Below are 22,134 nucleotides of genomic sequence, written 5' to 3' on the forward strand. Positions count from 1 at the left end.
CCAGCGCGCCATCCGGAATTGCGGACGCACCGGCGGCACACTTTTCGAATGCTGCATGTGAGGATCCTGGCCCCGAGCGACATGACCGACGACGTCGTGTCCGTCCTCGAGGCAGATCCGTGCGTGAGCGGTCTCGTCGTCGTCAAGGACGCCGCGATACGACCACGCGGGGACTTGCTGCTCGCCGATGCCCCCCGGGAGTCCGTCAACGAGATCGTCGCCGGACTGCGTGCCCTCGGCGTGCATCGTCGGGGCACCATCGAAATCCAGCGCGTCGACACCTGGCTGTCGAGCGAGGGTTTCGACGCCGAACTGAGGGCTCCTGGTAGCAGTGCCGATGCCGTGGTGTGGGCCGAGGTCGCGCAACGCTCGTATGAAGAGTCCGAGCTCAACTGGACCTATCTCTGTTTCATGACGCTGGCGACCGTGATCGCGGCCATCGCCATCGTGCTGGACTCGCAGATCCTGGTCATCGGAGCGATGGTGCTGGGCCCGGAGTTCGGCGCCATCGCCGCCCTCGGTGTCGCCCTGGTGCGGCGCCGTTTTGCGCTACTGGGGCACGCGGTCCGCACCCTGGTCCTGGGTTTCACGGCAGCCATCGCGGCCACCACCGTGTTCGCGCTGATCGGCCGGGCCCTGGGTTGGGTCACCCTTGCCAACGTCGTGGGCCCCCGACCCGCCACCGACTTCATCTACAGCCCGGACAAGTGGTCGTTCATCGTGGCCTTGATCGCGGGGGCCGCCGGCGTCCTGTCGGTCACCTCCACGAAGGCCGGCGGCCTGGCGGGGGTGTTCATCTCGGTGACCACGGTGCCGGCAGCGGGCAACATCGCGTTGGGACTCGCCTTCGGCGCAGGCCATGAGGTCTGGCCCAGCGTCGTTCAGTTGCTGGTGAATCTCCTGGGCATGGCGCTGGCCGGATGGCTCACCCTGGCGTTGCAGCAATTCGTGTGGTCGAGGGTGTCGTTGCGTCGAGCGAAGGCCATGAGCAGACCGCGACGCATGCTCTAGGCGGGCGATGCGGGTCGTATGTGTGCCGCCCGCCGCTGCCATACCAACACTAGGTAACCTGCCGGGAACGACGGCGACCGCGGTCAAGGACGACCGGGGCGCCGCTCACCCGTCGTCGCGCATGGGGGTCGATCAACTGATGTCCGAGCAGATTCCTCAACCCGGTTCCGCGGACGAGTCCGTCACCGAGATCATCGAGGTGCCCGTGGCCGCCGGCACCGAGGGGATACCTGACGAACCCGCGCCCGCCGAGGAGCCGGTCGAGGCCACCGTCACCGACAAGACCCCGGTCAAGCGCAACGGCTTCAATCGCCGCGGCTTCCGCTTCTCCACTCCGCTCGGCGATATCGCCATCGCGATCCGCACCCCCAAGCAGCAACCCGTGGTGCCGAAATGGTTCGACCCACTGGGCATCACCGACCGCGCCGTCGACGCGGCGAAGACCGGACTCAAGCTCGCCTCCTGGGGCGAGGAGCAGGTCGCCACCTACGTGAAGAACCGGCTGGAGTCCATCGAGGCCGCGCCCCGACCGCTACCGCAGCCCGAGCCGTCGCAGCACGATTCGCTGCATACCAAGCTCGGCAGGCTGTTGGATCGTGCCCTGGACCAGAGCACCGCCGGCAGCCAGCAGGAGCTCTATCACCGGCTGCTCGACCAGCTGGTGGCCGACGAAGCCCGCATCGTGGGGGCGCTCTCGGACGGGACGTCCTCACCGCTGGTGAACGTGCACAGCCGGTCCCGCAACCAGGTCGTCCTGCAGAACGCGTGCCTCATCGGTCGCACCGCAAACGTCGCACTTCCCCATATGGTCCCCCAGTACGTCGATCATCTGCTATCCCTTGGACTGGTCGAGACCGGTCCCGAAGACCCGTCACGTAAAGCGGACTACGAGGTGCTGATGGCGGAACCGATGGTGTTGAAGGCGATCAAGAGCGCATCGCGCGGCCCGTTGATCGCGCGGACCGAGAAGTTGTCCCTGCGGCTGTCCGGGCTGGGCAAGGGTCTGTGGGCGGCGGCCGTGCAGCAGGACGGTCCGTGACATCCGAGGCGATCCTCGCCATCGAGTCCTGGCAGGAAATCCAGGCAGACTTCCGGGTCAACTGGTTCATCTACCTGTCCATGCCGTTCATCGCGGCTTTCGTCGGGTGGAGCACGAAGATCGTTGCCGTCGAGATGCTCTACCGGCCAATGGAATTCAAGGGGATTGGCCCCTTCGGCTGGCAGGGCATCGTGCCGCGCCGGGCCGGTAAGGTCGGCTCCAAGACCATCGAGCTACTCACCCAGAATCTGCTGAAACCCGAGGAACTGCTCGACCGGGTGGACGCCAAAGAGGCCGTCGAGGCGCTCCGCGAACCCCTGACCGAAGCGATCGACCGCATCTCGCGCGACGTCGCCGAACAGATCCGTCCGGGACTGTGGGATTCGCTTCCCGAGGCCGGGCGCCGCGCCATCCAGAAACGCATCCACGACGAGACACCGCGGGTGGTCGAGTCCCTGATGAACGAGATGCGCGCCGACCTTCCGCGGTTCGTCGACATCCAATTCCTGGCCGTCACCACCCTGGTTCGCAACAAGGACAAGCTCAACAAGCTGATGCGTGGCATGGGCGATGACGCGATGGCCTTCGTCCGCCGCAGCGGCATCTACTTCGGGCTCGTCATCGGCGTCGTGCAGATGATCGCCTGGGCGTTGTTCAAGAATCCGTGGATCATGCCGGCCTTCGGTTTCGGCGTCGGCTTCATCAGCGATTACATCGCGCTGAACATGTTGTTCCGTCCGATCGAGCCGAAAAAGTACCTGGGTTTCATTCCGTTCCAGGGCCTGCTGCACGCCCAGCGCGACAAGGTCACCCGCGATTACGCTCGGATTCTGGCCGAGGATCTGTTCTCCCCCGAGATTCTGTTCGACGGGGTGCTGCGCGGTCCGGGCGCGGACAAACTGTTCTCCTTGATCGGCAAGGAGGTCGGCGCGGCCATCGACGCCCAGACCGGGATCGCGGCTCCCCTGGTCAAGATGGCGGTGGGCACCCAGCGGTACAACGCGCTGAAGGACAACCTGGTTCAGATGGTGCTGGAGCAGCTGCCGACCACGCTGCTGGAGGCCCAGGATTACGCGATGAACGTGCTCGACCTGGAGAACACCATCATCGACAAGATGGGCCAGCTGAGCAACGAGGAGTACGAGTCGATCCTGCGGCCGGTGTTCAAGGACGACGAGCCGACGATGATCGCGGTCGGTGCCATTCTCGGTGGTGTGGTCGGCGAACTCCAGGTGGTGCTGATCGAGAATTTCGGCAACGAACCGGCCCATCAGGCGCTGCGCATCGCCATGCACCAGTAGCCGGGATCTCAGGCGGCCGAGATCCGGGACCGCACTTCGAAGTCCAGGCCCTTGGCCTCGGCCACGTAGATATCTTGCGACATCTGATTGCCGCGCATGGTGACCTCACCGCGCGGGCTGATGTAGGTCAAGCCCTCGGCGGCGCCCGCGAGCTGGTCGATACCCAGTGATCCTGCCCGTTCGGTCAGCGCGATCAGCAGGGTCAGTGCCTCATAGCAGGATTCGCCGATGCTGTTGAGTGCCGGAGCCGACGCACCGAAGTGCCGGTAGTAGCGTGACGCGAAATCCATGCTGGCGGTGGTGTTGAGGGCTTCGAAATAGCCTGCAGCCGCGAACAACCCGTCATTGCTGTCGCTACCGCTGGCGAGCAGCATGTTTTCCTCGACATGCGGGCTCAGTCGAGGCACGGCCGGGCACAATCCGGCGGCGGCGAACTGGCGATTGAATGCCACCCCGTCACCGCCGACCAGCAACAGCAGCACGCCCGCGGCACCGGTCGCCTCGACCTGGCGTATCGCCGCGCCGAAGTCCTGCGTTCCGAGCGGAACATAGATCTCGTCCAACAGCGGCCGACCCTGCGAACGGGCATGCAATCGGGCGGCCAGTCCGGTCTGGCGGGGCCAGACGTAGTCGTTCCCGATCAGCACCCACTGGTCGATTCCGTACTCGGAGTTCATCCAGTCCATCGCGGGTAACAGTTGCCGCGAGGGCGTCTCACCGGTGAGGAACAGCCCGGGTGTTCGTTCGCCGCCCTCATAGAGCGGTCCGTACACGTAGGGCACCCGGTTGGCGGTGACCCGGGCGATGGCCTGCCGCACCGGGGAGATGTGCCATCCGGTGACCGCGTCGATCGCCCCGCGCTGCAGCAGACGCTGGATCTCCGCCGCGACCACGGACGGCGTCCGGCTCCCGTCGACCAACCGGAGACGAACCTGCTTGCCCATCAGCCCGGAGCCCGCGTTCAGATCGGCGATCGCCAGTTCGGCACAGGCCTCACAGGACGGGCCGTAGATGCCGGCGGATCCACTACGCGGCACCACCAGGGCAATGTCGATCGTGGACCGGTGCCGGGGCGCGCCGACGGGCGGCGATATCGAATCCACCGTTGCCTCCATCCACCCGGACGGGTTGTCGTGCCATCTTCTCGGTGCCCCGTTAACGCGACATTGCGTCGTTGTTCGCGCGATGAAAAAGTTGCGATCCGGCAGCGACCGGTGTCAGCGTCCCGGGATCGGCAGCTCACTGGCGCGGGCCAACGTTCTGATCAGCGCGATGGCGTTGTCCTCACCGAACTCCTCGGTGAGGGTGGCTTTCATCGCCGCCTCTTGGCGGGCCAGCCGGCGCACCTTGGACTTGCCCCTGGCCGACAGATAGATCAGCACGCGCCGGCGGTCGGTGGCGTCCACCCGCCGGAGCACGAAGCCGCCGTCGACCAATTTGTCCACGATTCTCGTCAGCGTGGGTGGAGGAATCGCCATGGCCGTGGACATTTCGCTCATGGTGAAGCCTTCGCCACCGCGGAGTGCTCCGAGGACCCGCCATCCCTCGATGGTGCTGACCTCGCTGTCGAGGAGCCCCTGCGACAGTGACTCGGTCCACCAGCGACCGATCCGGAAGAACACTTCGGAGACACTTTCGACACCGGTCGTGATCGGCACTACCGCTCCTGACGTGATCGCTACCATCGCGAACTGTTGTTATTGTGCAGCTTATCGGGGGCAGGCCGGTCACGCGGGTTGCGTCACCGGCGCCGCGCGTGAGCCGAACGCCTTGCTGATCAAGGTGGCTCCCCATTCGGAGGCCACGCCGAAGCCAGCACCGACCAGCGCGGTGATCGCCGCCACCAGTGCGGGATGACCGCTGCCCACCGTGGTGATCCCGTTCCCGGTCGCGGCGATGGTGCCGACCGTCATCGCAAATCCGAACACGATGGCCGGCGTCGCCGAGATCCACGGCAGTCGCGAGGCCTGCACCATGGCCAGGCTGCCGACGCCGACCGCGATCGACAGCCACAGCGCGCTGCCGGTGGACTGGACCGAGAGCAGCGTCGCCGTGGCGATCGCGATTCCGGTCCAGTTGCAGGCCACCGACTTTGCCAAGCCCGTCAGCCCGGATCCCACGAAGAAGAAGGATGCCCACGCCAGAAACAGCACCCACACGGGAAGCGGCCAGATGGTCGCCGTCATCAGCGTCGAGAGCATCCCGAACACCCCGACGCTCAGCGACAGCGCGGTGAGCTTGGTCATCAACGTTCCCTTCCCTCAGTGCCGGTGGCCATGGTCGTGATCGTGATCGTGGTCATGATCGTTGTGCGACAACCGGTCGGCCTCGACCCGGCTGCGTTCCTCGATGAGATCGGCACTGACGTAACCCTTCTCGGCAACCAGGCGGGTGAATGCCTCCCCGAACTGGCGGTAGTAGACCGAAGGATCGCAGACATCGTCCACACCGGAGGCGTCGATGACGTCGATCAGGTGCTTCTTGAAGTCGTCCCACACGAAACGGCCGGACTGGCACATGTGCACCACCAGCCCGAAAAGCCGTCCCTGCCAGGGAGCGTCGAATATCAGCTCGCCGTTCGACCTGGGCAGGGCGACGGCGCCGCCCAGCTCGTCGAGACCGGTGAGGTCCAGCGCAGGCGCCGTCATCATGCCCCCGCGGGCGCGGCGACCAGAGCGGTGCCGACCATGGAATCCCGGCTGATCAACGGCACCAGTTCGTCGGCGGTGAGGCCTTCGGTACCTGCCGGACGTTGCGGGATGACCAGATAGCGGATCTCCGCACTGCTGTCCCACACGTCGATCTTGACGTCGTCGTCCAGCGTGACGCCGAACTCGGAGAGCACACTGCGCGGCTCCTTGACGACCCGCGCCCGGTACTGCGGGTATTTGAACCACGCCGGCGGAATGCCCAGCAGTGTCCACGGATAGCACGAACACAGGGTGCAGACCACGACGTTGTGCCGCTGCGCGGTGTTCTCGACTGCGACCATATGCTCGGTCTGCAGACCGGTGAAGCCCATGTCGGCGATGGCCGCGGTGGCATCGGAGAGCAGCCACTCCCGGTACTGCGGATCGGTCCAGGCCCGCGCCACCACTTTGGCGCCGTTGACCGGGCCCATGTCGTTCTCGAACGAGGCGACCACCGCGTCGACCGCCTCGTGCTCGGCCAGACCCTTCTCGACCATCAACGACTCCAGCGCGTTGACCCGCGCTTCGACGTCGGCCATGGAAATCCAGTCCATCTCGAAATACTCCTTCGTTAGTCAGGCGCCGACCGGTTCGAGGTAGCCCTCGAACAGATCCGCGTAGAGGTCGAACTCTTCGGTCACGGTGGGGCCCCAGAGCTCGGTGGAACTGAAGCGCACCATGTACAGCTGGTGCGGCTCCTCGACCTGCCGGTGCGCGCTGGCCGCCGGGTCGCGGTAGGCCCCGTACTGCTTGACCACCTCGCCGGTCGCACGATTGAGGTAGCCGGGCAGACGGTTGTGGCTGGACTCGTGCAGGTTCAGCACCCGCACCGCTGCACCGATCTCGTAGACCGGCGGGGTGACCGCGGGGAGGTCGTGCGGGGTGCCGTTCCAGATGAAGTCCATCATGTTCGCCGCGAGCGGCGAGAGCGTCTCGGGTTTGGCCGGATGCGGCGTCATGGCCGGTGCACCCAGCTCTTTCATCCGCTGATCGACCTCCTCGTGCGAGATGATCCCCTTGTCGTTGAGCAGTTTCTCGACCGAGAACAGCCAGTGCGAGTAGTAGGTGGAGTCGGTGTAATCGCTCCACTTCATCAACTCGATTCCGTGCCGCTGTTCGTCGAGGTTGAACACGCCCTGCTGCAGTGCCATCGCCGTGACCGCGTGCATCCGCCCCTCGAACGGGTAGCGCCAGTCCGGGATACCCGGCTCCAGGAACTCGGTGGCGACGGGGCCCAGTCCATCCCGGCCGCCGACATCATGTGGACCATGCATTGCTGATCACACCTCCGTTTCTATACTTCGGATTCGTAATACTTCCAACTGAAACTATGGACACCGTCGACGCGTATCGCAATCCGCGCAGAGCAGCCGTTACACGCACTTAACCTGCCGTCGCTCGCCACGTTAATTGTGCGTTTCAAAGCCTGATCAACGCTCCGCACCAGTTGACTCGAGCTCCCAATACTTCCCACACTGTCGATGAACAGAAATAGTTGCCAATTGGAAGTAATTGGCACCGACGAGAGGGCAACACAGATGTCGACCGCAAAGACCGGAACCACGGCCGCCGCAGTGGCGCTGCCGGACAGCACCACTGCCAGCGCCGCACTGTGGCTGACGACGACCACCGTGCTGGCGCTCATCGCCTACTACTTCCTCGGCTACGACCAGGGTGCGGTGTCGGTGTTCGGATCCGACACCCACGTGCACGAGTTCCTGCACGATGCCCGCCACCTGCTCGGCTTCCCCTGCCACTGATCGGATCTCGTCATGGAAAAGAAGTTCATCGGGCTCGGGTTACTTGCCGGCGCGTTGGCCGGCGGTGCCTCATTCCTCTACGCACGCACGCAGATTGCCCCGCTGATCGCCGAGGCCATCTCCTACGAGGAGGCGCGTTCGCACGCCGCGGCAGCCGCCGGCGCAGAGCACGCCCACGAGCATGAGGTGTTCACCCGTGCGATTCAGGAGAACATCGGGGCCGGTGTCGGCACGGTCATGTTCGCTGTCATCACCGGCGCGCTGTTCGCCGTCGCGCTGACCGTCGTGTCGGCGACCCTGCAGCGGCACCGGGTGGTGGCCGACCCGCGACTGGTGGCCGTCTTGGTCGCCGGTGCGGGTTTCGTCAGTGTGGCCGCCGTGCCGTGGGTGGCCTACCCGGCCAACCTGCCCGGCGTGGGGGCGCCGGAGACCGCCGGCGATCGCACCACGGCCTATCTGGCGCTGCTGATCGCGTCGGTGGCACTCGCGGCGGTCGCGGGTATCGCCGCGTTGCGCATGGCTGCCCGGTTCGGCGGCTGGGTGGCGGGGGTGAGCGGTTGCGTTGGGTACCTGGCAGCGATGGCGGCGGTGATCATGGCTCTCCCGTCATACGACGAAACACCCGCACCCCTCACGGATCTGGATGGCACCATCCTGTTCCCCGGCTTCCCGGCCGGTCTGCTGGCCGAGTTCCGCAGCGAAGCACTGATCTGCCAGGCCGTGTTGTGGATCGTCCTGGCCGGCAGCTTCGCCGTGCTCCTCCCCCACGTGCTCAAGACACGCCCCGCCAGAAACACCGGAGGTGCACTGTATGCGCATCGTTGAGTTCACGCCCAGCCCCGATCAGTATGTGTGGACGTTCGGCGGCGCCGAACCGGTGCTGGAGGTCGCACCCGGGACGGCGATGCGACTGTGGACCGAAGACGCCTTCGCGGGCCGGGTCACCTCCGCCACCGACCGGCCGAGCGAGGTGCTCAATCCGAAGGAACTCAATCCTCAGACCGGGCCTTTCCACGTCACCGGCGCCGAGCCCGGGGACACCCTGGCGGTGCACATCGTCTCGCTGGAACCGGCGCGGGACTGGGCGGCTTCGACGACGATTCCGTTGTTCGGCGCTCTCACCGGAACCGATCGCACCGCCGGACTGCAGGCGCCGCTGCCGGAACTGACCTGGATCTACGCGGTCGACCGAGCCGCCTCCTCGGCGACGTTCGTCGCGCACGACAGCGATTTCACCTGGGAGCTGCCGCTGGCACCGATGTTGGGCACGCTCGGCGTGGCGCCGGCCCTCCGGGAAGTCCGCACCACCCTGGTGCCCGACTACTTCGGGGGCAATATGGACACCCCCGAACTCCGGGCGGGCACCACCGTCTATCTGGGGGTCAACGTCGACGGCGCCGCGTTCTCGGTGGGCGACGGCCACTACCGCCAGGGCGAGGGCGAGACCTGCGGCACCGCCTTGGAGGGGGCCATGAACGTCACGTTGATCGTCGATCTGATCAAAGGACATGCACCCGCCTGGCCGCGAATGGAGCACGACGACGCCCTGCTCACCGTGGGATCCGCTCGCCCGCTTGAGGACGCGTGGCGGTGCAGCCAGGTCGAGATGGTGCGCTGGCTCGGCGAGCTGTACGGGCTCACCACCATGGACGCGTATCAACTGTGCTCCCAGCTGTGTCGCTCACCACTGGCAAACGTGGTGGACGTCAACTACAGCGCGGTGACCAAGATCCACAAGACGCTCCTGCCACCCACCGACCCTTACCGGGGCATGCACCGGCTGATGCGGCAGCGCGCCGGCGAGTTGACCTAGCGACGGAGTCCCCGGCGGGACCCGAGGCCGTCGCCAGACACGACACCGATGCGGGTGCCCCATGTCGCCGACCGCCGTTGGGCGTTCTGCCCGGTAGCCTCGAACTCGTGGCAGGCAGGGCGATACGGGCGGCAACGTGCATCGGGGCCGGGGCTCTCGCGCTCACCGTGGCGCTGTCGGGCTGCAGTGAGAGCACCGACGGCAATCCGGTCGGTTCAGCGCCCTCGGGTACCGAACCGGATTTCCCGACCTCACGGCCGACCCGCACCACCACGGCCACGCCGGTGCCGCCTCCGCCGTCGGCGACGCCGCGGTCCCCGGGGGCCGAGGCCCTCGCACCGCAGAACGGCTACGTCTACATCGAGACGAAATCGGGGCTGACCCGCTGCCAGATCAGCGCCGACGCGGTGGGCTGCGAGGCGGAGTTCGAGAACTCGCCGACCATCGACGGGTTCCCGGCCAACGGGGTGAACGTGGCGGCGAACGGCGCGGTCACCTGGGTGTCCGGGAACCTCGGCGACATCCCCACCGTGCCACTGGATTACCGCACCTACACCGCACTGGGGTGGACCATCGAGGCGGCCGAGGACGGCACCCGTTTCACCAACGACGGCAGCGGGCATGGCATGTTCGTCCGCATCGAAGGGGTCCAGACGTACTGATGAACCGGGTGGTCACATGAGCATTGCTCGCCGAGAACGCGCTGCACTGGTAGACACCATGCGCGCCGCAGGACCCGACGCAGCCACGCTGTGCGAGGGCTGGACGACCCGCGATCTGGCGGCGCATCTGGTGGTCCGCGAGCGCCGCCTGGACGCCGCACCCGGGATCCTGATACCCAAGTTGGCCGGGTACACCGCACGGGTGCAGGAACGGCTGACGGCGTCGACCGACTGGCCCGCCCTGCTGGCCCAGGTCGAGGACGGCCCGCCGCTGTACTCCCCATTCATCCTGCTGGACCCACTGGTGAACGTCGCGGAGATGTTCATCCATCACGAGGATGTCCGTCGTGCCGGACCATCTTGGGAGCCAAGGGTTCTCGATGAGGACACCACGGCGTCGCTGGCCAAGCAGGTCAGCTCGTTCGCGCGGATGACGTTGTCGAAGACCCCGGCGCGAGTGTCCTTGGCGACGCCGCAGGGCAAGGTGCTGGCGACAGCGGGCAAGGGCTCGCCGGTCACGGTCATCGGCGAGCCGGGCGAGCTGTTGCTGTTCGCCGCGGGACGAGAGCCGGCCAGGGTGACCTTCCAGGGCGCCGCCGACGCCGTCGACGCCGTGCGGGGCGCCCACCGCGGTCTGTGACGCGGGCACGGCACGGCCACTAGGCTTGCCGGCATGCCTTCCCTGGACTTCCGCGTCTTCGTCGAACCACAGCAGGGCGCGAGCTACGCCGACCAGCTCGCCGTCGCGCAGGCAGCCGAACAACTCGGCTATTCGGCCTTCTTCCGGTCCGACCACTACCTGGCGATGGCCGGTGACGGCCTGCCCGGCCCCACCGATTCCTGGGTGACACTGGGTGGCATCGCGCGCGAGACCAGCACCATCCGATTGGGCACCATGGTCACCTCGGCCACCTTCCGGCACCCCGGGCCGTTGGCCATCGCGGTCGCACAGGTCGACGAAATGAGCGGCGGCCGAGTCGAACTCGGCATCGGTGCCGGCTGGTTCGAGGCCGAGCACCTGGCCTATGCCATCCCGTTCCCACCGCTGGGTGAACGCTTCGACCGGCTCACCGAGCAGTTGCACATCCTCACCGGACTGTGGGGCACCCCGGTCGGGGACACCTTCGACTACCCGGGCGCGCACTACACCGTCAAAGACTCACCGGCGCTGCCCAAGCCCGCGCAGACACCACACCCGCCGATCATCATCGGCGGCGGCGGCCCGAAGCGGACCCCGGCACTCACCGCGCAATTCGCCGACGAGTTCAACATCCCGTTCGCCTCGCTGGAAGACCTGACCGCGCAATACGACCGGGTGGCCACCGCGGTCGCCGCCGCCGGGCGCGCCCCCGACTCGCTGGTCTACTCGGCCTGCTTCGTGCTGTGCGCGGGCAGCGATGAACCCGAACTCACCCGCCGCGCCGCCGCGATCGGCCGGGAACTCGACGAGATGCGCGGCAACTCACCGCTCGCCGGCACCGCCGGTGAGATCGTCGACAAGCTGGGCGCCTTCACCCGGGCCGGAGTTCAGCGGGTCTACCTGCAGGTTCTGGACATGTCGGACCTCGATCACCTGGCGTTCTTCAGCTCGGAGGTCATCCGGCAGCTGGAATGATCCGGGGCTACTATCGGTGGCCGTGACGGGCGATCCCAAGTGGCATGAGCGAACGCCCACCCTGCTGGCCGCCAGTGCGGCCGCGCTGGCGGCCATCGGTCTGATCGTGTGGTTGACGATGTTCGTGGTCCGCCAGGTCGACACCACCGAGCCGGCACCGCTGGAGTATGTGGCCCCGTTTTCGGATTCGTCGTCGACCGTCGACGACTCGTCGACCACGACCTCCACGATCACCAGCACCAGTCCCCCGGAGACCAGCGACATCATCGACGTGATCGGCCCGTCGTCCTCATCGGAGACGTCCTCGTCGGAACGTCCGTCCCGCACACCACGCTCGCGGACGAACGACGACGATGATGACGAGGACGAGACCACGACGACCCGGCGGCGGGCCCGTCAGAACGAGACCAGGACGCTCTACCCGGCGCCGTAGCGGCTATCTGCCTCGCGCGTGGAACTCGGCGACCAGGCCCTCGGCGCTGCGCACGGCGGCCCGGCAGGCCCGGGTGGTGAAGGGATCGTTGAGCGGGTGGTCGGCGCGGCGGCGCCACCGTTGGGTGGCCGCGAACGCCGCCCGCGGGCCGTCGTTCGGGGCGTCGGGCCCCAGGCCGAGCCTGCTGGCCGCATCCGTCCCCGACCCGCCGATCAACCGTCGCAACGAAGCCATCTCGTCCTCGGTCAGGGTGGTCGGTCGGGAACGTAGCTGACTCAGGAGGCGCAGTTCCTCGAACGCGTGTGCGTCGGCGAGCAGCGGGTCGATGTCGGCGAGGATCTGGCGGCTCGCATAGATCGGGTTGACCTGGACGAAGCGCCGCAGCGACAGCAAAGCGGTGTGCGCCTTGAGCAGGTCGGAGCGCTGCGCGAACTGCTGGTCGATGACATCGCGCAGCGCGATCAGTCCGCTGCGCTCCAGCAGCTCATCGGCCAGCGACACCGAGTCGCTGATACCGGCGCTGAGCACCGCGATGGAGATCCGGATACCGAACATCCCGAACCGTTGCAGCAGGGCCGCGCGAGTCGCGGCGTCCACCGGCAGCGCGGCGTCCTCGCGCACGAAGCGGTCCACGCTGAGCATGGCCCTGGCCAGCTCGGCGGGCGGCACCCCGGCCAGCTTCTCCAACGCGACGAACTCACTCTGGCGCAGCGTGCGCGCGGTCAGCGCGAGCAGCCCCGACACCGGCACCACGGCCTGGCAGATCCCGGTCTTGTCCATCTCGGCGGTGAACCGGGTGGCGACATCGCGGGCCGACAGCATGGCATCGATGCGGCCGGCGCCGATCTCGTCGGCGCGTGAGGCCACCCCGATCACCCCGAGCGCACCCGAGGATCCGGCGGTGCCCCCGACCAGCTCACCGATCTGCTTGAGCAGCGCGATATCGGCGGCGTTGAGGGTGCGCAGCAGGAACACCACGGCGTCCACCCGCGGCACCCCGTCCTCGGGCACCAGCAGCCGCAGCGTGCGCTGCGACACGTCCCGCGACAACGACGAGGTGCCCGGTGTGTCGATGATCGTGGTGTCGATGAGCTCGGCGGCCGGCCACTGGACGTCGAGATCCTCGACGTCCTCGGGGTCCAGGCCGGCGAAGCTGAACGTCAGGCTGCGTTGCTGGTCGCCGGACGCGCGCGCGATCGGAACGTTCGACCTGCTGCCGTCGCGGTGGTTGGCCGTCACCTTGGGCGCCGGGCCGTGCCGGAACCGGGTCACGATGCGGGTGGCCTCGGTGGCGTCGGTGGGGGCGATGTCCTCTCCGACGAGCGCGTTGACGAGCGTCGATTTACCGGCCTTCAGCGTCCCGGCCAGCGCGATCCGCATCGGTTCGTTGAGCCGGCGCTCGATCTGTGCGAGCTCGGCGTGCACCTCGGGGCGCTGCCGGTACGCCGGATCGGCTCGGTAGGCAGCGATGGTGCCCCCGAGAATTGCGCGGACGTGATCGCTGGTGCTCATGAGTGGCTGCGAGTCTAGGCGGCCACGAGCTTGTCCACGTTGTCGACGACCTGCGTGAGGATGTTGAGCTGGCGTTGAAGCTCCTTGATCCGGGCGTTGCGCTCGTCTTCGGCCATCTTCGCCGACGCGAGGGTGGCCTGCAGCGACTCGTTGAGCGAGCGGCTGGTCTGGTTGGCGATACCGCGGTAGTGGTCGCGCAGTTGGCGTTGCACCGCGCGCAACCGATCCCGGGATTCCTTGTTCACAATGAAGGCGATGTCATCGACGAAGCGGCGCGCATTGGTCTTGGCCTCGTTGCGCACGCGCAGCATCCGGTTCTCCATGTCCTCCTTGTAGGCCTTGCGGCCCAACAGGAATCCCGCGCCCAGGGAGAGCGGGTTGAACATGCCGAGCCCGGCGAACGAGGTGAGCATGCCGAACATCAGGATGCCGCCGTAGGAGCCGCGCATCCCGGTGACCACCTTATGGCCGGCCTTGATCGGTTTGGCCTCCAGCCTGGCCACCGGTTTGAACTCGCCGAAACCGGCACCCATGTCGCGGGCGCTGACCTCGGGGAGCTCCACCACGTCCAGGCCGGCCTCGGTGAACAACCGGGCCACCTCGGCGGCCAGCGCCTCGGCACGCTGGTAGGCCCAGACGAAGTTGTCACCGACCGCCGTCGCGACCGCGTTCTCCAGTTCGGTGCCGATCTCGGCCCAGTGCTGGGTGGGGTCGCAGGAATCGATCACCTTCTCGGTGTGGGCGGTGATGTGGCGGAACCTGTTGCGCAGATCGTGGTCGACATCGGCGGTCAGATCGGCGATCCCGTCGTTGAGGGTCTGCTGCCAGAGCGCGGTCTGCTGCAACGCATCGTGGGCTTCCTCCTTACGCCGCTCCAGTTCGGCGGTGAGCCGCTCCCGGGTGCCGGGATCGTTGAGCACCGACAGCTCACTGTCCACGATCAGCGTCAGATGTTCTGCGGCGGCGCGGATCTCACCGAGCACGTGATCGCGGATCCGGTCGTTCTCCCGGGACATCACCTTCTCGGACAGAAACTTGATGATGGCCGGGAAGTTGGACTCCTCGTTGAGTTCCTTGTCGTTGAGGGTGACGGCATGGCTGCGCAGCACCGAACTCGCCGCGATCATCGGGGTGGCGACCCCGGCGCGCCGCAGATGGGCCTCGTTGGCCGCGACGACATCGCGCCAGTACGGGTACAGGTCGGTCTTGGTGGCGACGATCGACGCGAGCGGGCATATTTCGACGGCCTGCCGGATGAAGGTCATCTCCGGTTCGGTGAACTCCTGGCTGGTGTCGCTGACCATCAGGACGGCGTCGGCGTCGGGCAGCAGGCCCAGGGTGGCCGACAGATGCGGTTGGCCGTGCCCGCCGACACCGGGTGTGTCGATGAAAGCCAGCCCGTTCTTGAGCATCGGACTGGGCACGCCGACCTCGACGCGTAGCACCTCGCGCCCTTCGGCGGCCGGCGCCCGACGCAGGTCGTTCTTCAACTCCGACATGTCTATATCGACGAGTTCGGCGTCGGCGCCGTCGGGGGTCATTACGACCAGCCGCGCGGTGGGCGTCTCGGCGTAGCAGACGACGGTCGGCAGGACGGTGCTCTCGTCGTCGCCGACCCGGGCCACCGGGATGTTGAGCAGCGAGTTGAGCAGTTGGCTCTTGCCCTGTTTGAGCTGGCCGGCGATGACCACCCGAATCTGCGGATCGGTGATCCGCTCCTTGGCGATGCGCAGCCGTTCCGCCAGGTCGGCGCGTTCGTACAGCCCGGCGATCTTGGTGGTGTGGTCGATGAGCTCGACGATCACCTTGACAGGTCGTGCCGGCGCATCGGGTCCGGACTTCGGTTGCGTCATCTCGTCCTCTCCTGCGTGTCAACCGTAGGCGCGCCGACTGGCGGGGACCAGGAAGCGGTCCCCGCCAGTCGGGTTGTCGCGATGGGCGGTGTCAGAACAGTCCGGCGTCGACGTTGGTCTCGATGGTGTTGTCCACGTCGAGGGTGTTGTTGACCGAGTTGTCCACCGAGTTGTCGATATCGGTGTCCACGACGGTGGTGGTCACGCTGTCGTCATCGCTGGCGTCCAGCGAGCCGGAGTTGTCGATGATGGTGATACCGCCACCGTTGCCGGCGTCTCCACCGCTGGAGTGGCCGCCGCCGATGAGGCCGCCCCCGGCCACCGAGCCGCCGCCGTTGCCGCCGCTGGTGTCGACATCGTTGACCACCGGGGCCTCGTTGTCGGAGATGATGTCGTCCCCGGCGATCTGGGAGTTGTCCTCGACGTCGTTCTCGTCGCCGATGATCACCGGTGAGTGGTTGCCGGTCTCGACGTCCACCTTGGTGTTGTCCGTGACGTTGTCGTCGCCGACGACATTGCTGTCACCGGTGACGTTCTCGTCGCCGACCACATTGCCGTTGCCGGTGGTGACGGTGCCGGCGTTGTCGCCGTCGACCACGACCCCGCCGTCGGTGGCGGTGTTGGAGGTCTTGTTGCCGAAGGTGATATCGCCGAAGCCCAGGTTGAACCCGCCCACCTGGGAGTTGGCCCCCGAGCTCTGGTCGGGGCTGAGGAACTCGGCGTTGGTCCGGTTGTGGCTGGCGATGTCGGTCTCCGGCGCGAAGGTGCGCTGCGGGGCGTACATCGGGGCGAACGAGTTGGCCAGGCTGTGGTGGTCGGCGACCGCGCGCTGCAGGCCGAGCACCGGGTCCCCGCCGCCGAGGGCCACACCGGCGGGCGCCGCGGTCGCCGCGACGGCCGACAGCTGGGCGGCGGTGACGTTGGGCAGGCCGGCGTCGCGCAGGGCCTGCTCCGGGTCGGCCACGAAGGCGCCGGCCAGATCGGGGCTGCGGAACAGGTCGAGGATGTAGTCGATGATGGTGGTCATTTCGGTGCCTTCCTAGATTCTGGGGTCAGGATGTTGGTGAGTTCCTGTCGCTGGGTGGTCCGGCGAACTGAGGACAACGTTATGAGCGCGAAGAGTTCGCTGAAACGGGGTTGAATCCCCTCCTCCACCAACCCCGTACCGGGGTGTAGGGGGTGCCCCCATTAGGGGATTAGGGGGTTGTCGGGGGCTATCCAGCGGACACCCGAAAAAGCCCGCCCCACCACGAATTTTCGTGGTGGGGCGGGCTTGGGGTCGAGGGGCTTGGGGTCGAGATCAGTCGAAGATGTCGAATCCGGACGCGTCCGGGGCGTCGTCCCAGTCGAGCCCCGGGAGGCCGTCGGGCCCCGCCACATCCTCGATCACGGTGTTGACCGGCACATCTGCGTATCCGTCATCGAGGCCCTGGATCAACCCGGGCTCGTCATCGGTGACCGCGTGCACATCGGGGACCGGCAGGTCGTCCAGCCCGTCGGCGATCACCGGGGTCGAGTCCTCGATGCCGAAGGCATCGAACGCCGCGGTGGCGGCACCGCTGGCCCAGACGTTGCCGTCGACCGCCGGAAGGGTGCCGGCCCAGCTCGTGGCGTCCAGGCCGGGTAGCGCCGAAGACACCGATTCGGCAACCACCGGGATCAGTTGGTCGACGTCGGCGCTGGTCACATCGGGCAGGTGGGCGTCAGCGATGGTGGCGGCGGGATCGGCGGCGTAGCGTGCGGCCGCGTCAGGGTCGCGCACCAGCGACATCACGAAGTCGAGCAGTGTGTTGGCCATGAGTTGATCTCCGCACCATCTTCCGGGAGTTACATCCGAAGCTTGTGAACCGATGTTATCGACGGCGGGTGCCGCTGAGATCGGTGTTGAACCCAGCCGCCGCCGACACCCATTAGGGGATTGCCCATTAGGGGTTCCGACACGTTAGGGGGATTACCGGTTCGCCGGGGTCCCTGCCATTAAGGTTGAACCTTGCCTACAAGTGAGGGGAGCAGCTCCGTGAGCGACTCGCTCGGTTTGTCCGTCGGGATGACCAATCTGGTGGCGGCCCGCGAGGGGCGGCCACCGGTCACGCGCCGGTCGGTGCTGACCCTGTTCGACGACCGGGCTCCCGAGGTCGGCGTCCCCAGCGAGAACCCCAACCTGAGCCAGCCCGGCCTGGTGCTGGGCGGTTTCGTGGACCGCGTCGGCGACCCGGTGCCGTTGGTGGCCTCCGACGGGTCCTCTCACCGCGGCGATCAGGTGCTCGCCGAGGCACTCGATGCCATGGCCCACACCGTAGGCGGCGGCAGCCCGATCACCATCGCGGTACCCGCGCACTGGGCGCCCGCGGTGGTGGGCGCCCTGCAGACCGCGCTGCGCAACAAGCCCGGGCTGGCCGCCGCGGCGGTGGTGCCGGATTCGCTGGCCGCCCTGGCCGGTCTGCGTGCCGCAGGCAACCTGCCGAGCCAGGGCGTGGTCGCGCTGGTCGATCTCGGTGGCACCGGCACCAGCGTGACGCTGGCCGATGCCGGCGCCCAGTTAGCGCCGATCGGGGCGACGCTGCGGTACCCCGATTTCTCCGGCGAGCAGATCGATCAGGCTCTCCTCGACCACATCCTGACCGGCATCGCCGATGCCGGGAGCGCCGACCCCGCGGGCACAGCCGCGGTCGGGTCGCTCGGTCGCCTGCGCGATGAGTGCCGGCGGGCCAAGGAGAGACTGTCCGCCGAAACCGCCACCGTGGTGCCGGTGGAACTGCCCGGACTGCGCTCCGATGTCCGGGTCACCCGTGCCGAACTGGACCAGCTCATCGATCCGCCGCTGGGCGGCCTACTTGCCGCGATCGAAGAAGTATTGCAGCGCAACGGCATTGCGCCCGGGCGGCTGAGCGCGGTGGCCACCGTAGGCGGAGGCGCCGCCATTCCGCTTGTCACACAACGACTCTCCGAGCGCCTTCAGGTTCCGGTAGCCACCGGGCCGCAGGCCGCGACCCTGGCGGCCGCCGGCGCAGCCCTGGTCGCCGACCTTGCCTCCGAAGCGGGCGCGGCGACCGGCCTGGCACCGGCCGCGAGCCCGGATTCGGCTCCCACCGGAATGGCGCCGACGATGGGCTGGGCCGGTGGGGCCGCCGCTGCCGACGCCGGAGCTGCCGGCGGGCTGGCATGGTCCGAGGATCAGGAGGCGCCGACGGGTGAGCCGGTCCCCTACCAGGGTCCGGATTACGAGACCGGTTATGCCGCAACACCGACCGACGCCCGGCCGCCGGTAGCGTTCGCCCCTGACGAGGATGACTACCCGGTCGAGCCGGAACCGCTGCCCTGGTACAAGCGCCCACCGCTGCTGTTCGGTGCTGCCGCCGCGGCCGCGCTGCTGGCGGTCGGCGGACTCGCCGTCACCCTGACCGGCACCAGCAGTCCCAGCGGCCCGGTCACCGAGACCGCGACGAGCTTCTCCACCGAACCGGGCCAGCCCGGTGAACCGGTGGCGACCGAACCCACAACGGTGACGATCACCGGCGACAACGGTGTGGTGACCACGTCCGTGGCACCGCCGCCGCCGTCGTCGACCACCACGACCACCACGACACCGTCGACGACGTCGTCCACCACCACCACCACGACCACCACCACCACGACGACCACCACGACGACGACCACGACCACCACGACCCCGCCCACCACCACGACGACGAAACCGGTCACCACGACCACCCAACCGCCCGTCACCACGACCACGGTGGCGCCCGCGCCGGAGCCCGAGCCCATCCCGGAACCCGATCCCGTGGAGCCTGTCATCGAAGGCGCATAGCCGTCGTGCGCGCAGACTCCGACGCCGTTTCGGCACTGATCAACGCACCGACCGAACCGGTCAAGGTGCTGGTCTGCGGAGGCATCGGTACCGGTAAGACGGCGCTGCTGGGCACGGTGCGCGCGGCGCTCCGGGAAGCCGGGGTGCCGGTGTGCGCCCGCGCCACCGACGACGGACCGGGCGCGTTGATCGTCGACGACGCCCATCTGCTCCCCGATGACGAACTGGAGCTGTTGCGCCGGCGGGCCGCCGAACCCGGGCGCACCGTCGTGGTCGCGGCCGAACCACTGGCCCAGCAGCACGCCTTGCGGGCCCTGACCCTGGCACTGACCCGGGAGAACCCCGCGGTGACGTTGGGCGCCCGGACGGCAGCCGACCTGACAGCTCTCGAGAACGCCGATGCCGTACTCGAAGCGACGGCGGGGATACCGTTTCTGGTCGAGGCGGCCGCGGTCGCCGACGTGCCGGCAGAGGCCGCCCGGTTCGCTCTGGTGGAGCGGCTGCGCCGGCTCGACCAACCGGTGCTCGACACCCTGCTGCTGTGCTCACTGGATGCCGGCCTGGGGCCCGACGATATCGCGGCGGCACTGCGCGTGGATACCGTTGCCGCCCAGTCCCTTGTGGACCGCGCCCGGGCCAGCGGGCTGTTGGAACCCGGGCCACACCAGGCGTTCCGGCAGACCCTGCACGACGCGGTGGCCGAGATCGTCGGCACCGCGCGCCACCACGACACCGAAATCGCACTGCTGCGTTCACAACTCGACATGACCACGCTGTCAGCCGATCTGGCGCTGCGGCTGGCAGAACACGGGCTGCGGGACACCCGGCTCGCGGAGGCGCTGGCGGCGTTGGCGGCACGCCACCGCGACGAACCCGCCCGCGCCGCCCGGCTGTACCGGGCGGCGTCCGACGCCGACTCGACACAGTTGAGTACCGACCTCGGTGATGCGCTGGCGTTGAGCGGGGACTGCGCGACAGCGGCGCGACTGGCCGATGGACTGTTGGGTTCCGGCGATCCCTCCCAGCGCGCCGCGGCGGTGCGCATCGCGGCGAGTGTGTCCATGCATGACGGCGGCGCCACGGCCGCTGCCGACCTGTTCCGCTGGCTGGGGCCATACCCGGATGCGTTCGTCGCGTCGGCGGCCGCCGTGGTGGCGGTGGGCGCCGGGGACGCCGGCGCGGCGCGGGCCGCCCTCGATGTTGAGGACACCGGCCCACCGACCTCGACGGCCCGCGCGGCGCGCAGCCTGGCCGAGGGCCTGCTGTTCACCCTGGATCGTCCGTTCCCGGCCGCCATCGGCCGGCTGAATCAGGCCATCACCGCGGAATGGTCCTCGGCCTTGGTCGCTCCGGACAGCCCCGCGGCCCTGGTGACGTTGGTCGCGCTGCACGGCGGAGATCCGGTACGCGCGCGCAGCATCATCGGGCGCGCCGCCGGCACCGCACCCGGGCACGGCGCGGTTTTCACCGCCCACCGACATCGACTGCTGCTGGGCTGGACCCGGATGCTGGACGGTCAGCTCAACCGGGCCACCGCCGATGCCACCGCCGCCGGCTCGGCGGCCCTGCACCGTCGCGACGCGCTCTGGGCGGCGGCGCTGCGGACCGCGATCGCGCGCCGCAGCGGTGACACCGGTGCGATGCAACAACACTGGTATGCGGCGATGGAGGTGCTCGCCGAGTACTCGCTGGACCTCTACGCACTGCTACCGCTAGGCGAACTGTGGATCGCCGCCGCCCGGTTGCGTCTGGTCGAGCGGATGCAACACCATCTCGACGACGCCCTCGGCCTGCTGGACACGCTGGGCCGGCCACCGCTGTGGTCCGTGCCGCTGCACTGGGCGGGCGTGCACGCCGGCATCTTGGCCAACTCGCCGGATGCGGTTGCCCCGCACGGTCAGGCACTCACCGCGGCCGCGGCCGGAAGCACCTACGCGCGGGCGCTGGCGGCGGCCGGCCGGGCGTGGCTGCGGGTGTTGGCCAACCAGGTCGATGTCGACGACGTGTCGGCCGCGGCGCGGGCACTCGCCCAGTTCGGGCTGACCTGGGATGCCACCCGGCTGGCCAGTCAGGCCGCGTTACAGACACCGGATCCCCGGGTGTCCGGGGTGATGCTGCAACTCGCGCGGGACCTGAAGTCCACCAACGCCGACGCCCCGGTGGAACCGGACGCCCCGGATGCCGTCGAGCCCGCGGTGCGGCCGGCGGGGATCGGCGGGCGTCCCGGCGCGGTGCCGTCATCCCGGTTGTCCGAGCGCGAGCGCGAGGTCGCCGAACTGTTGCTGCTGGGCATGCCCTACCGCGATATCGGTAGTCAACTCTTCATCTCGGCAAAGACCGTCGAGCATCACGTCGCCCGTATCCGGCGCCGCCTCGGCGCGGGATCCCGAACGGAGATGCTGTCGATGTTGCGGGCCCTTTTGGGAACCCCGGCCTGAGCGTGCAGACCCCGCACAATGGCGACCAACTAGTGAGTTAGGACAGCCTTGCTAGCGGTACGACAACCGGTGATGTAACTATGAGCAGGCAAATAGCCTAAGTTACTGATCAGTAACTATACTCAGGTTACCAGCCAGTAACTTAAAACTCGGGGAGGCACGCGGTGCAGCACACGCTCGAAGTGAGCAGGTTGGTCCT

General features: G+C 67.9%; 22 protein-coding genes. 12 read left to right on the plus strand and 10 right to left on the minus strand.

The annotated features are described in order from the left end of the window. Window positions 1-48: 48 nt before the first annotated feature. The 3 genes from A7U43_RS27440 to A7U43_RS27450 all read left to right on the plus strand — a co-directional run bounded on the left by A7U43_RS27440 (window position 49) and on the right by A7U43_RS27450 (window position 3,351). Window positions 49-1,011 (plus strand): DUF389 domain-containing protein, encoded by a 963-nt coding sequence (locus tag A7U43_RS27440; RefSeq protein WP_068001539.1) that lies wholly within the window; start codon window positions 49-51, stop codon window positions 1,009-1,011. 121 nt (window positions 1,012-1,132) lie between these two features. Continuing rightward, entirely contained in the window at window positions 1,133-2,050 is a 918-nt protein-coding gene (locus tag A7U43_RS27445; RefSeq protein WP_335582829.1) for an Abi-alpha family protein, read from the plus strand. Further along, the gene (locus tag A7U43_RS27450) at window positions 2,047-3,351 is read left to right on the plus strand and encodes a DUF445 domain-containing protein (protein ID WP_068003899.1); all 1,305 of its coding nucleotides are present in this window, start codon (window positions 2,047-2,049) and stop codon (window positions 3,349-3,351) included. The genes A7U43_RS27445 and A7U43_RS27450 overlap by 4 nt, the downstream gene beginning before the upstream one ends. An 8-nt stretch (window positions 3,352-3,359) precedes the next feature. On the opposite strand, the gene A7U43_RS27455 is transcribed toward A7U43_RS27450, so the two are convergent. The 6 genes from A7U43_RS27455 to nthB form a co-directional block, all read right to left on the minus strand. Next, window positions 3,360-4,454 (minus strand): substrate-binding domain-containing protein, encoded by a 1,095-nt coding sequence (locus A7U43_RS27455; protein WP_231963485.1) that lies wholly within the window; start codon window positions 4,452-4,454, stop codon window positions 3,360-3,362. 114 nt (window positions 4,455-4,568) lie between these two features. Next, complete coding sequence (locus tag A7U43_RS27460; protein ID WP_231963486.1) at window positions 4,569-5,009, minus strand: MarR family winged helix-turn-helix transcriptional regulator; 441 nt, start codon at window positions 5,007-5,009, stop codon at window positions 4,569-4,571. Between the two features lie 69 nt (window positions 5,010-5,078). Then, window positions 5,079-5,597 carry a DUF1097 domain-containing protein gene (locus A7U43_RS27465; RefSeq protein ID WP_068001548.1) on the minus strand — a complete coding sequence of 173 codons (519 nt, stop codon included), beginning with the start codon at window positions 5,595-5,597 and terminating at the stop codon, window positions 5,079-5,081. 15 nt (window positions 5,598-5,612) lie between these two features. Further along, window positions 5,613-5,999 (minus strand): nitrile hydratase accessory protein, encoded by a 387-nt coding sequence (locus A7U43_RS27470; RefSeq protein ID WP_156526047.1) that lies wholly within the window; start codon window positions 5,997-5,999, stop codon window positions 5,613-5,615. Next, window positions 5,999-6,595, minus strand: a complete 597-nt coding sequence (nthA, locus tag A7U43_RS27475) for a nitrile hydratase subunit alpha (RefSeq protein ID WP_068001556.1) — start codon at window positions 6,593-6,595, stop codon at window positions 5,999-6,001. Before nthA ends, A7U43_RS27470 begins: the two co-directional genes overlap by 1 nt. A 21-nt stretch (window positions 6,596-6,616) precedes the next feature. Next, complete coding sequence (nthB, locus tag A7U43_RS27480; protein WP_068001559.1) at window positions 6,617-7,315, minus strand: nitrile hydratase subunit beta; 699 nt, start codon at window positions 7,313-7,315, stop codon at window positions 6,617-6,619. A 264-nt stretch (window positions 7,316-7,579) separates the two neighbouring features. Between nthB and A7U43_RS27485 the strand changes: the two genes are divergently transcribed. From A7U43_RS27485 to A7U43_RS27515, 7 genes are all read left to right on the plus strand, one after another. Beyond that, a complete protein-coding gene (locus A7U43_RS27485) occupies window positions 7,580-7,801 on the plus strand; it encodes a CbtB domain-containing protein (RefSeq protein WP_068001561.1) in 222 nt (73 codons plus the stop codon). A 12-nt stretch (window positions 7,802-7,813) separates the two neighbouring features. After that, on the plus strand, window positions 7,814-8,626 hold the full coding sequence (locus tag A7U43_RS27490) for a CbtA family protein (protein ID WP_068001565.1): 813 nt from the start codon (window positions 7,814-7,816) through the stop codon (window positions 8,624-8,626). After that, entirely contained in the window at window positions 8,613-9,614 is a 1,002-nt protein-coding gene (locus A7U43_RS27495; protein ID WP_068001569.1) for an acetamidase/formamidase family protein, read from the plus strand. The genes A7U43_RS27490 and A7U43_RS27495 overlap by 14 nt, the downstream gene beginning before the upstream one ends. A 107-nt stretch (window positions 9,615-9,721) precedes the next feature. Beyond that, window positions 9,722-10,276: a hypothetical protein gene (locus tag A7U43_RS27500; protein WP_082902490.1), complete on the plus strand. Its 555-nt coding sequence runs from the start codon at window positions 9,722-9,724 to the stop codon at window positions 10,274-10,276. 16 nt (window positions 10,277-10,292) lie between these two features. Then, window positions 10,293-10,916 (plus strand): TIGR03085 family metal-binding protein, encoded by a 624-nt coding sequence (locus A7U43_RS27505; RefSeq protein WP_068001572.1) that lies wholly within the window; start codon window positions 10,293-10,295, stop codon window positions 10,914-10,916. Window positions 10,917-10,949: 33 nt separating this feature from the next. Further along, the gene (locus tag A7U43_RS27510) at window positions 10,950-11,891 is read left to right on the plus strand and encodes an LLM class F420-dependent oxidoreductase (protein ID WP_068001575.1); all 942 of its coding nucleotides are present in this window, start codon (window positions 10,950-10,952) and stop codon (window positions 11,889-11,891) included. A gap of 22 nt (window positions 11,892-11,913) precedes the next feature. Next, window positions 11,914-12,324 carry a hypothetical protein gene (locus tag A7U43_RS27515; protein WP_231963487.1) on the plus strand — a complete coding sequence of 137 codons (411 nt, stop codon included), beginning with the start codon at window positions 11,914-11,916 and terminating at the stop codon, window positions 12,322-12,324. A gap of 3 nt (window positions 12,325-12,327) precedes the next feature. Here A7U43_RS27515 and A7U43_RS27520 read toward each other — a convergent pair whose 3' ends face one another. From A7U43_RS27520 to A7U43_RS30160, 4 genes are all read right to left on the minus strand, one after another. Next, complete coding sequence (locus tag A7U43_RS27520) at window positions 12,328-13,836, minus strand: dynamin-like GTPase family protein (protein WP_068001581.1); 1,509 nt, start codon at window positions 13,834-13,836, stop codon at window positions 12,328-12,330. 14 nt (window positions 13,837-13,850) lie between these two features. Continuing rightward, a complete protein-coding gene (locus tag A7U43_RS27525; RefSeq protein ID WP_068001584.1) occupies window positions 13,851-15,689 on the minus strand; it encodes a dynamin family protein in 1,839 nt (612 codons plus the stop codon). A gap of 91 nt (window positions 15,690-15,780) precedes the next feature. Beyond that, entirely contained in the window at window positions 15,781-16,716 is a 936-nt protein-coding gene (locus A7U43_RS27530) for an IniB N-terminal domain-containing protein (RefSeq protein WP_068001587.1), read from the minus strand. Between the two features lie 273 nt (window positions 16,717-16,989). Further along, window positions 16,990-17,487 carry an Rv0340 family IniB-related protein gene (locus A7U43_RS30160; RefSeq protein WP_197499931.1) on the minus strand — a complete coding sequence of 166 codons (498 nt, stop codon included), beginning with the start codon at window positions 17,485-17,487 and terminating at the stop codon, window positions 16,990-16,992. 219 nt (window positions 17,488-17,706) lie between these two features. On the opposite strand from A7U43_RS30160, the gene A7U43_RS27540 reads away from it, so the two are divergent. Next, complete coding sequence (locus A7U43_RS27540; RefSeq protein WP_068001590.1) at window positions 17,707-19,497, plus strand: Hsp70 family protein; 1,791 nt, start codon at window positions 17,707-17,709, stop codon at window positions 19,495-19,497. Then, window positions 19,494-21,935, plus strand: a complete 2,442-nt coding sequence (gene iniR, locus A7U43_RS27545) for an isoniazid response ATPase/transcriptional regulator IniR (RefSeq protein WP_068001594.1) — start codon at window positions 19,494-19,496, stop codon at window positions 21,933-21,935. Before A7U43_RS27540 ends, iniR begins: the two co-directional genes overlap by 4 nt. Window positions 21,936-22,134 lie beyond the last annotated feature (199 nt).

This window comes from Mycobacterium adipatum, assembly GCF_001644575.1.
In the GTDB taxonomy this organism is placed as follows: Bacteria; Actinomycetota; Actinomycetes; order Mycobacteriales; family Mycobacteriaceae; genus Mycobacterium; species Mycobacterium adipatum.

Coding starts and splice junctions, on each gene's coding strand:
- A7U43_RS27440 (WP_068001539.1), top strand. CDS start 49: ATGCTGCATGTGAGGATCCTGGCCCCGAGCGACATGACCGACGACGTC.
- A7U43_RS27445 (WP_335582829.1), top strand. CDS start 1,133: ATGGGGGTCGATCAACTGATGTCCGAGCAGATTCCTCAACCCGGTTCC.
- A7U43_RS27465 (WP_068001548.1), bottom strand. CDS start 5,597: ATGACCAAGCTCACCGCGCTGTCGCTGAGCGTCGGGGTGTTCGGGATG.
- A7U43_RS27470 (WP_156526047.1), bottom strand. CDS start 5,999: ATGACGGCGCCTGCGCTGGACCTCACCGGTCTCGACGAGCTGGGCGGC.
- nthA (WP_068001556.1), bottom strand. CDS start 6,595: ATGGACTGGATTTCCATGGCCGACGTCGAAGCGCGGGTCAACGCGCTG.
- nthB (WP_068001559.1), bottom strand. CDS start 7,315: ATGCATGGTCCACATGATGTCGGCGGCCGGGATGGACTGGGCCCCGTC.
- A7U43_RS27485 (WP_068001561.1), top strand. CDS start 7,580: ATGTCGACCGCAAAGACCGGAACCACGGCCGCCGCAGTGGCGCTGCCG.
- A7U43_RS27490 (WP_068001565.1), top strand. CDS start 7,814: ATGGAAAAGAAGTTCATCGGGCTCGGGTTACTTGCCGGCGCGTTGGCC.
- A7U43_RS27495 (WP_068001569.1), top strand. CDS start 8,613: ATGCGCATCGTTGAGTTCACGCCCAGCCCCGATCAGTATGTGTGGACG.
- A7U43_RS27505 (WP_068001572.1), top strand. CDS start 10,293: ATGAGCATTGCTCGCCGAGAACGCGCTGCACTGGTAGACACCATGCGC.
- A7U43_RS27510 (WP_068001575.1), top strand. CDS start 10,950: ATGCCTTCCCTGGACTTCCGCGTCTTCGTCGAACCACAGCAGGGCGCG.
- A7U43_RS27520 (WP_068001581.1), bottom strand. CDS start 13,836: ATGAGCACCAGCGATCACGTCCGCGCAATTCTCGGGGGCACCATCGCT.
- A7U43_RS27525 (WP_068001584.1), bottom strand. CDS start 15,689: ATGACGCAACCGAAGTCCGGACCCGATGCGCCGGCACGACCTGTCAAG.
- A7U43_RS27530 (WP_068001587.1), bottom strand. CDS start 16,716: ATGACCACCATCATCGACTACATCCTCGACCTGTTCCGCAGCCCCGAT.
- A7U43_RS30160 (WP_197499931.1), bottom strand. CDS start 17,487: ATGGCCAACACACTGCTCGACTTCGTGATGTCGCTGGTGCGCGACCCT.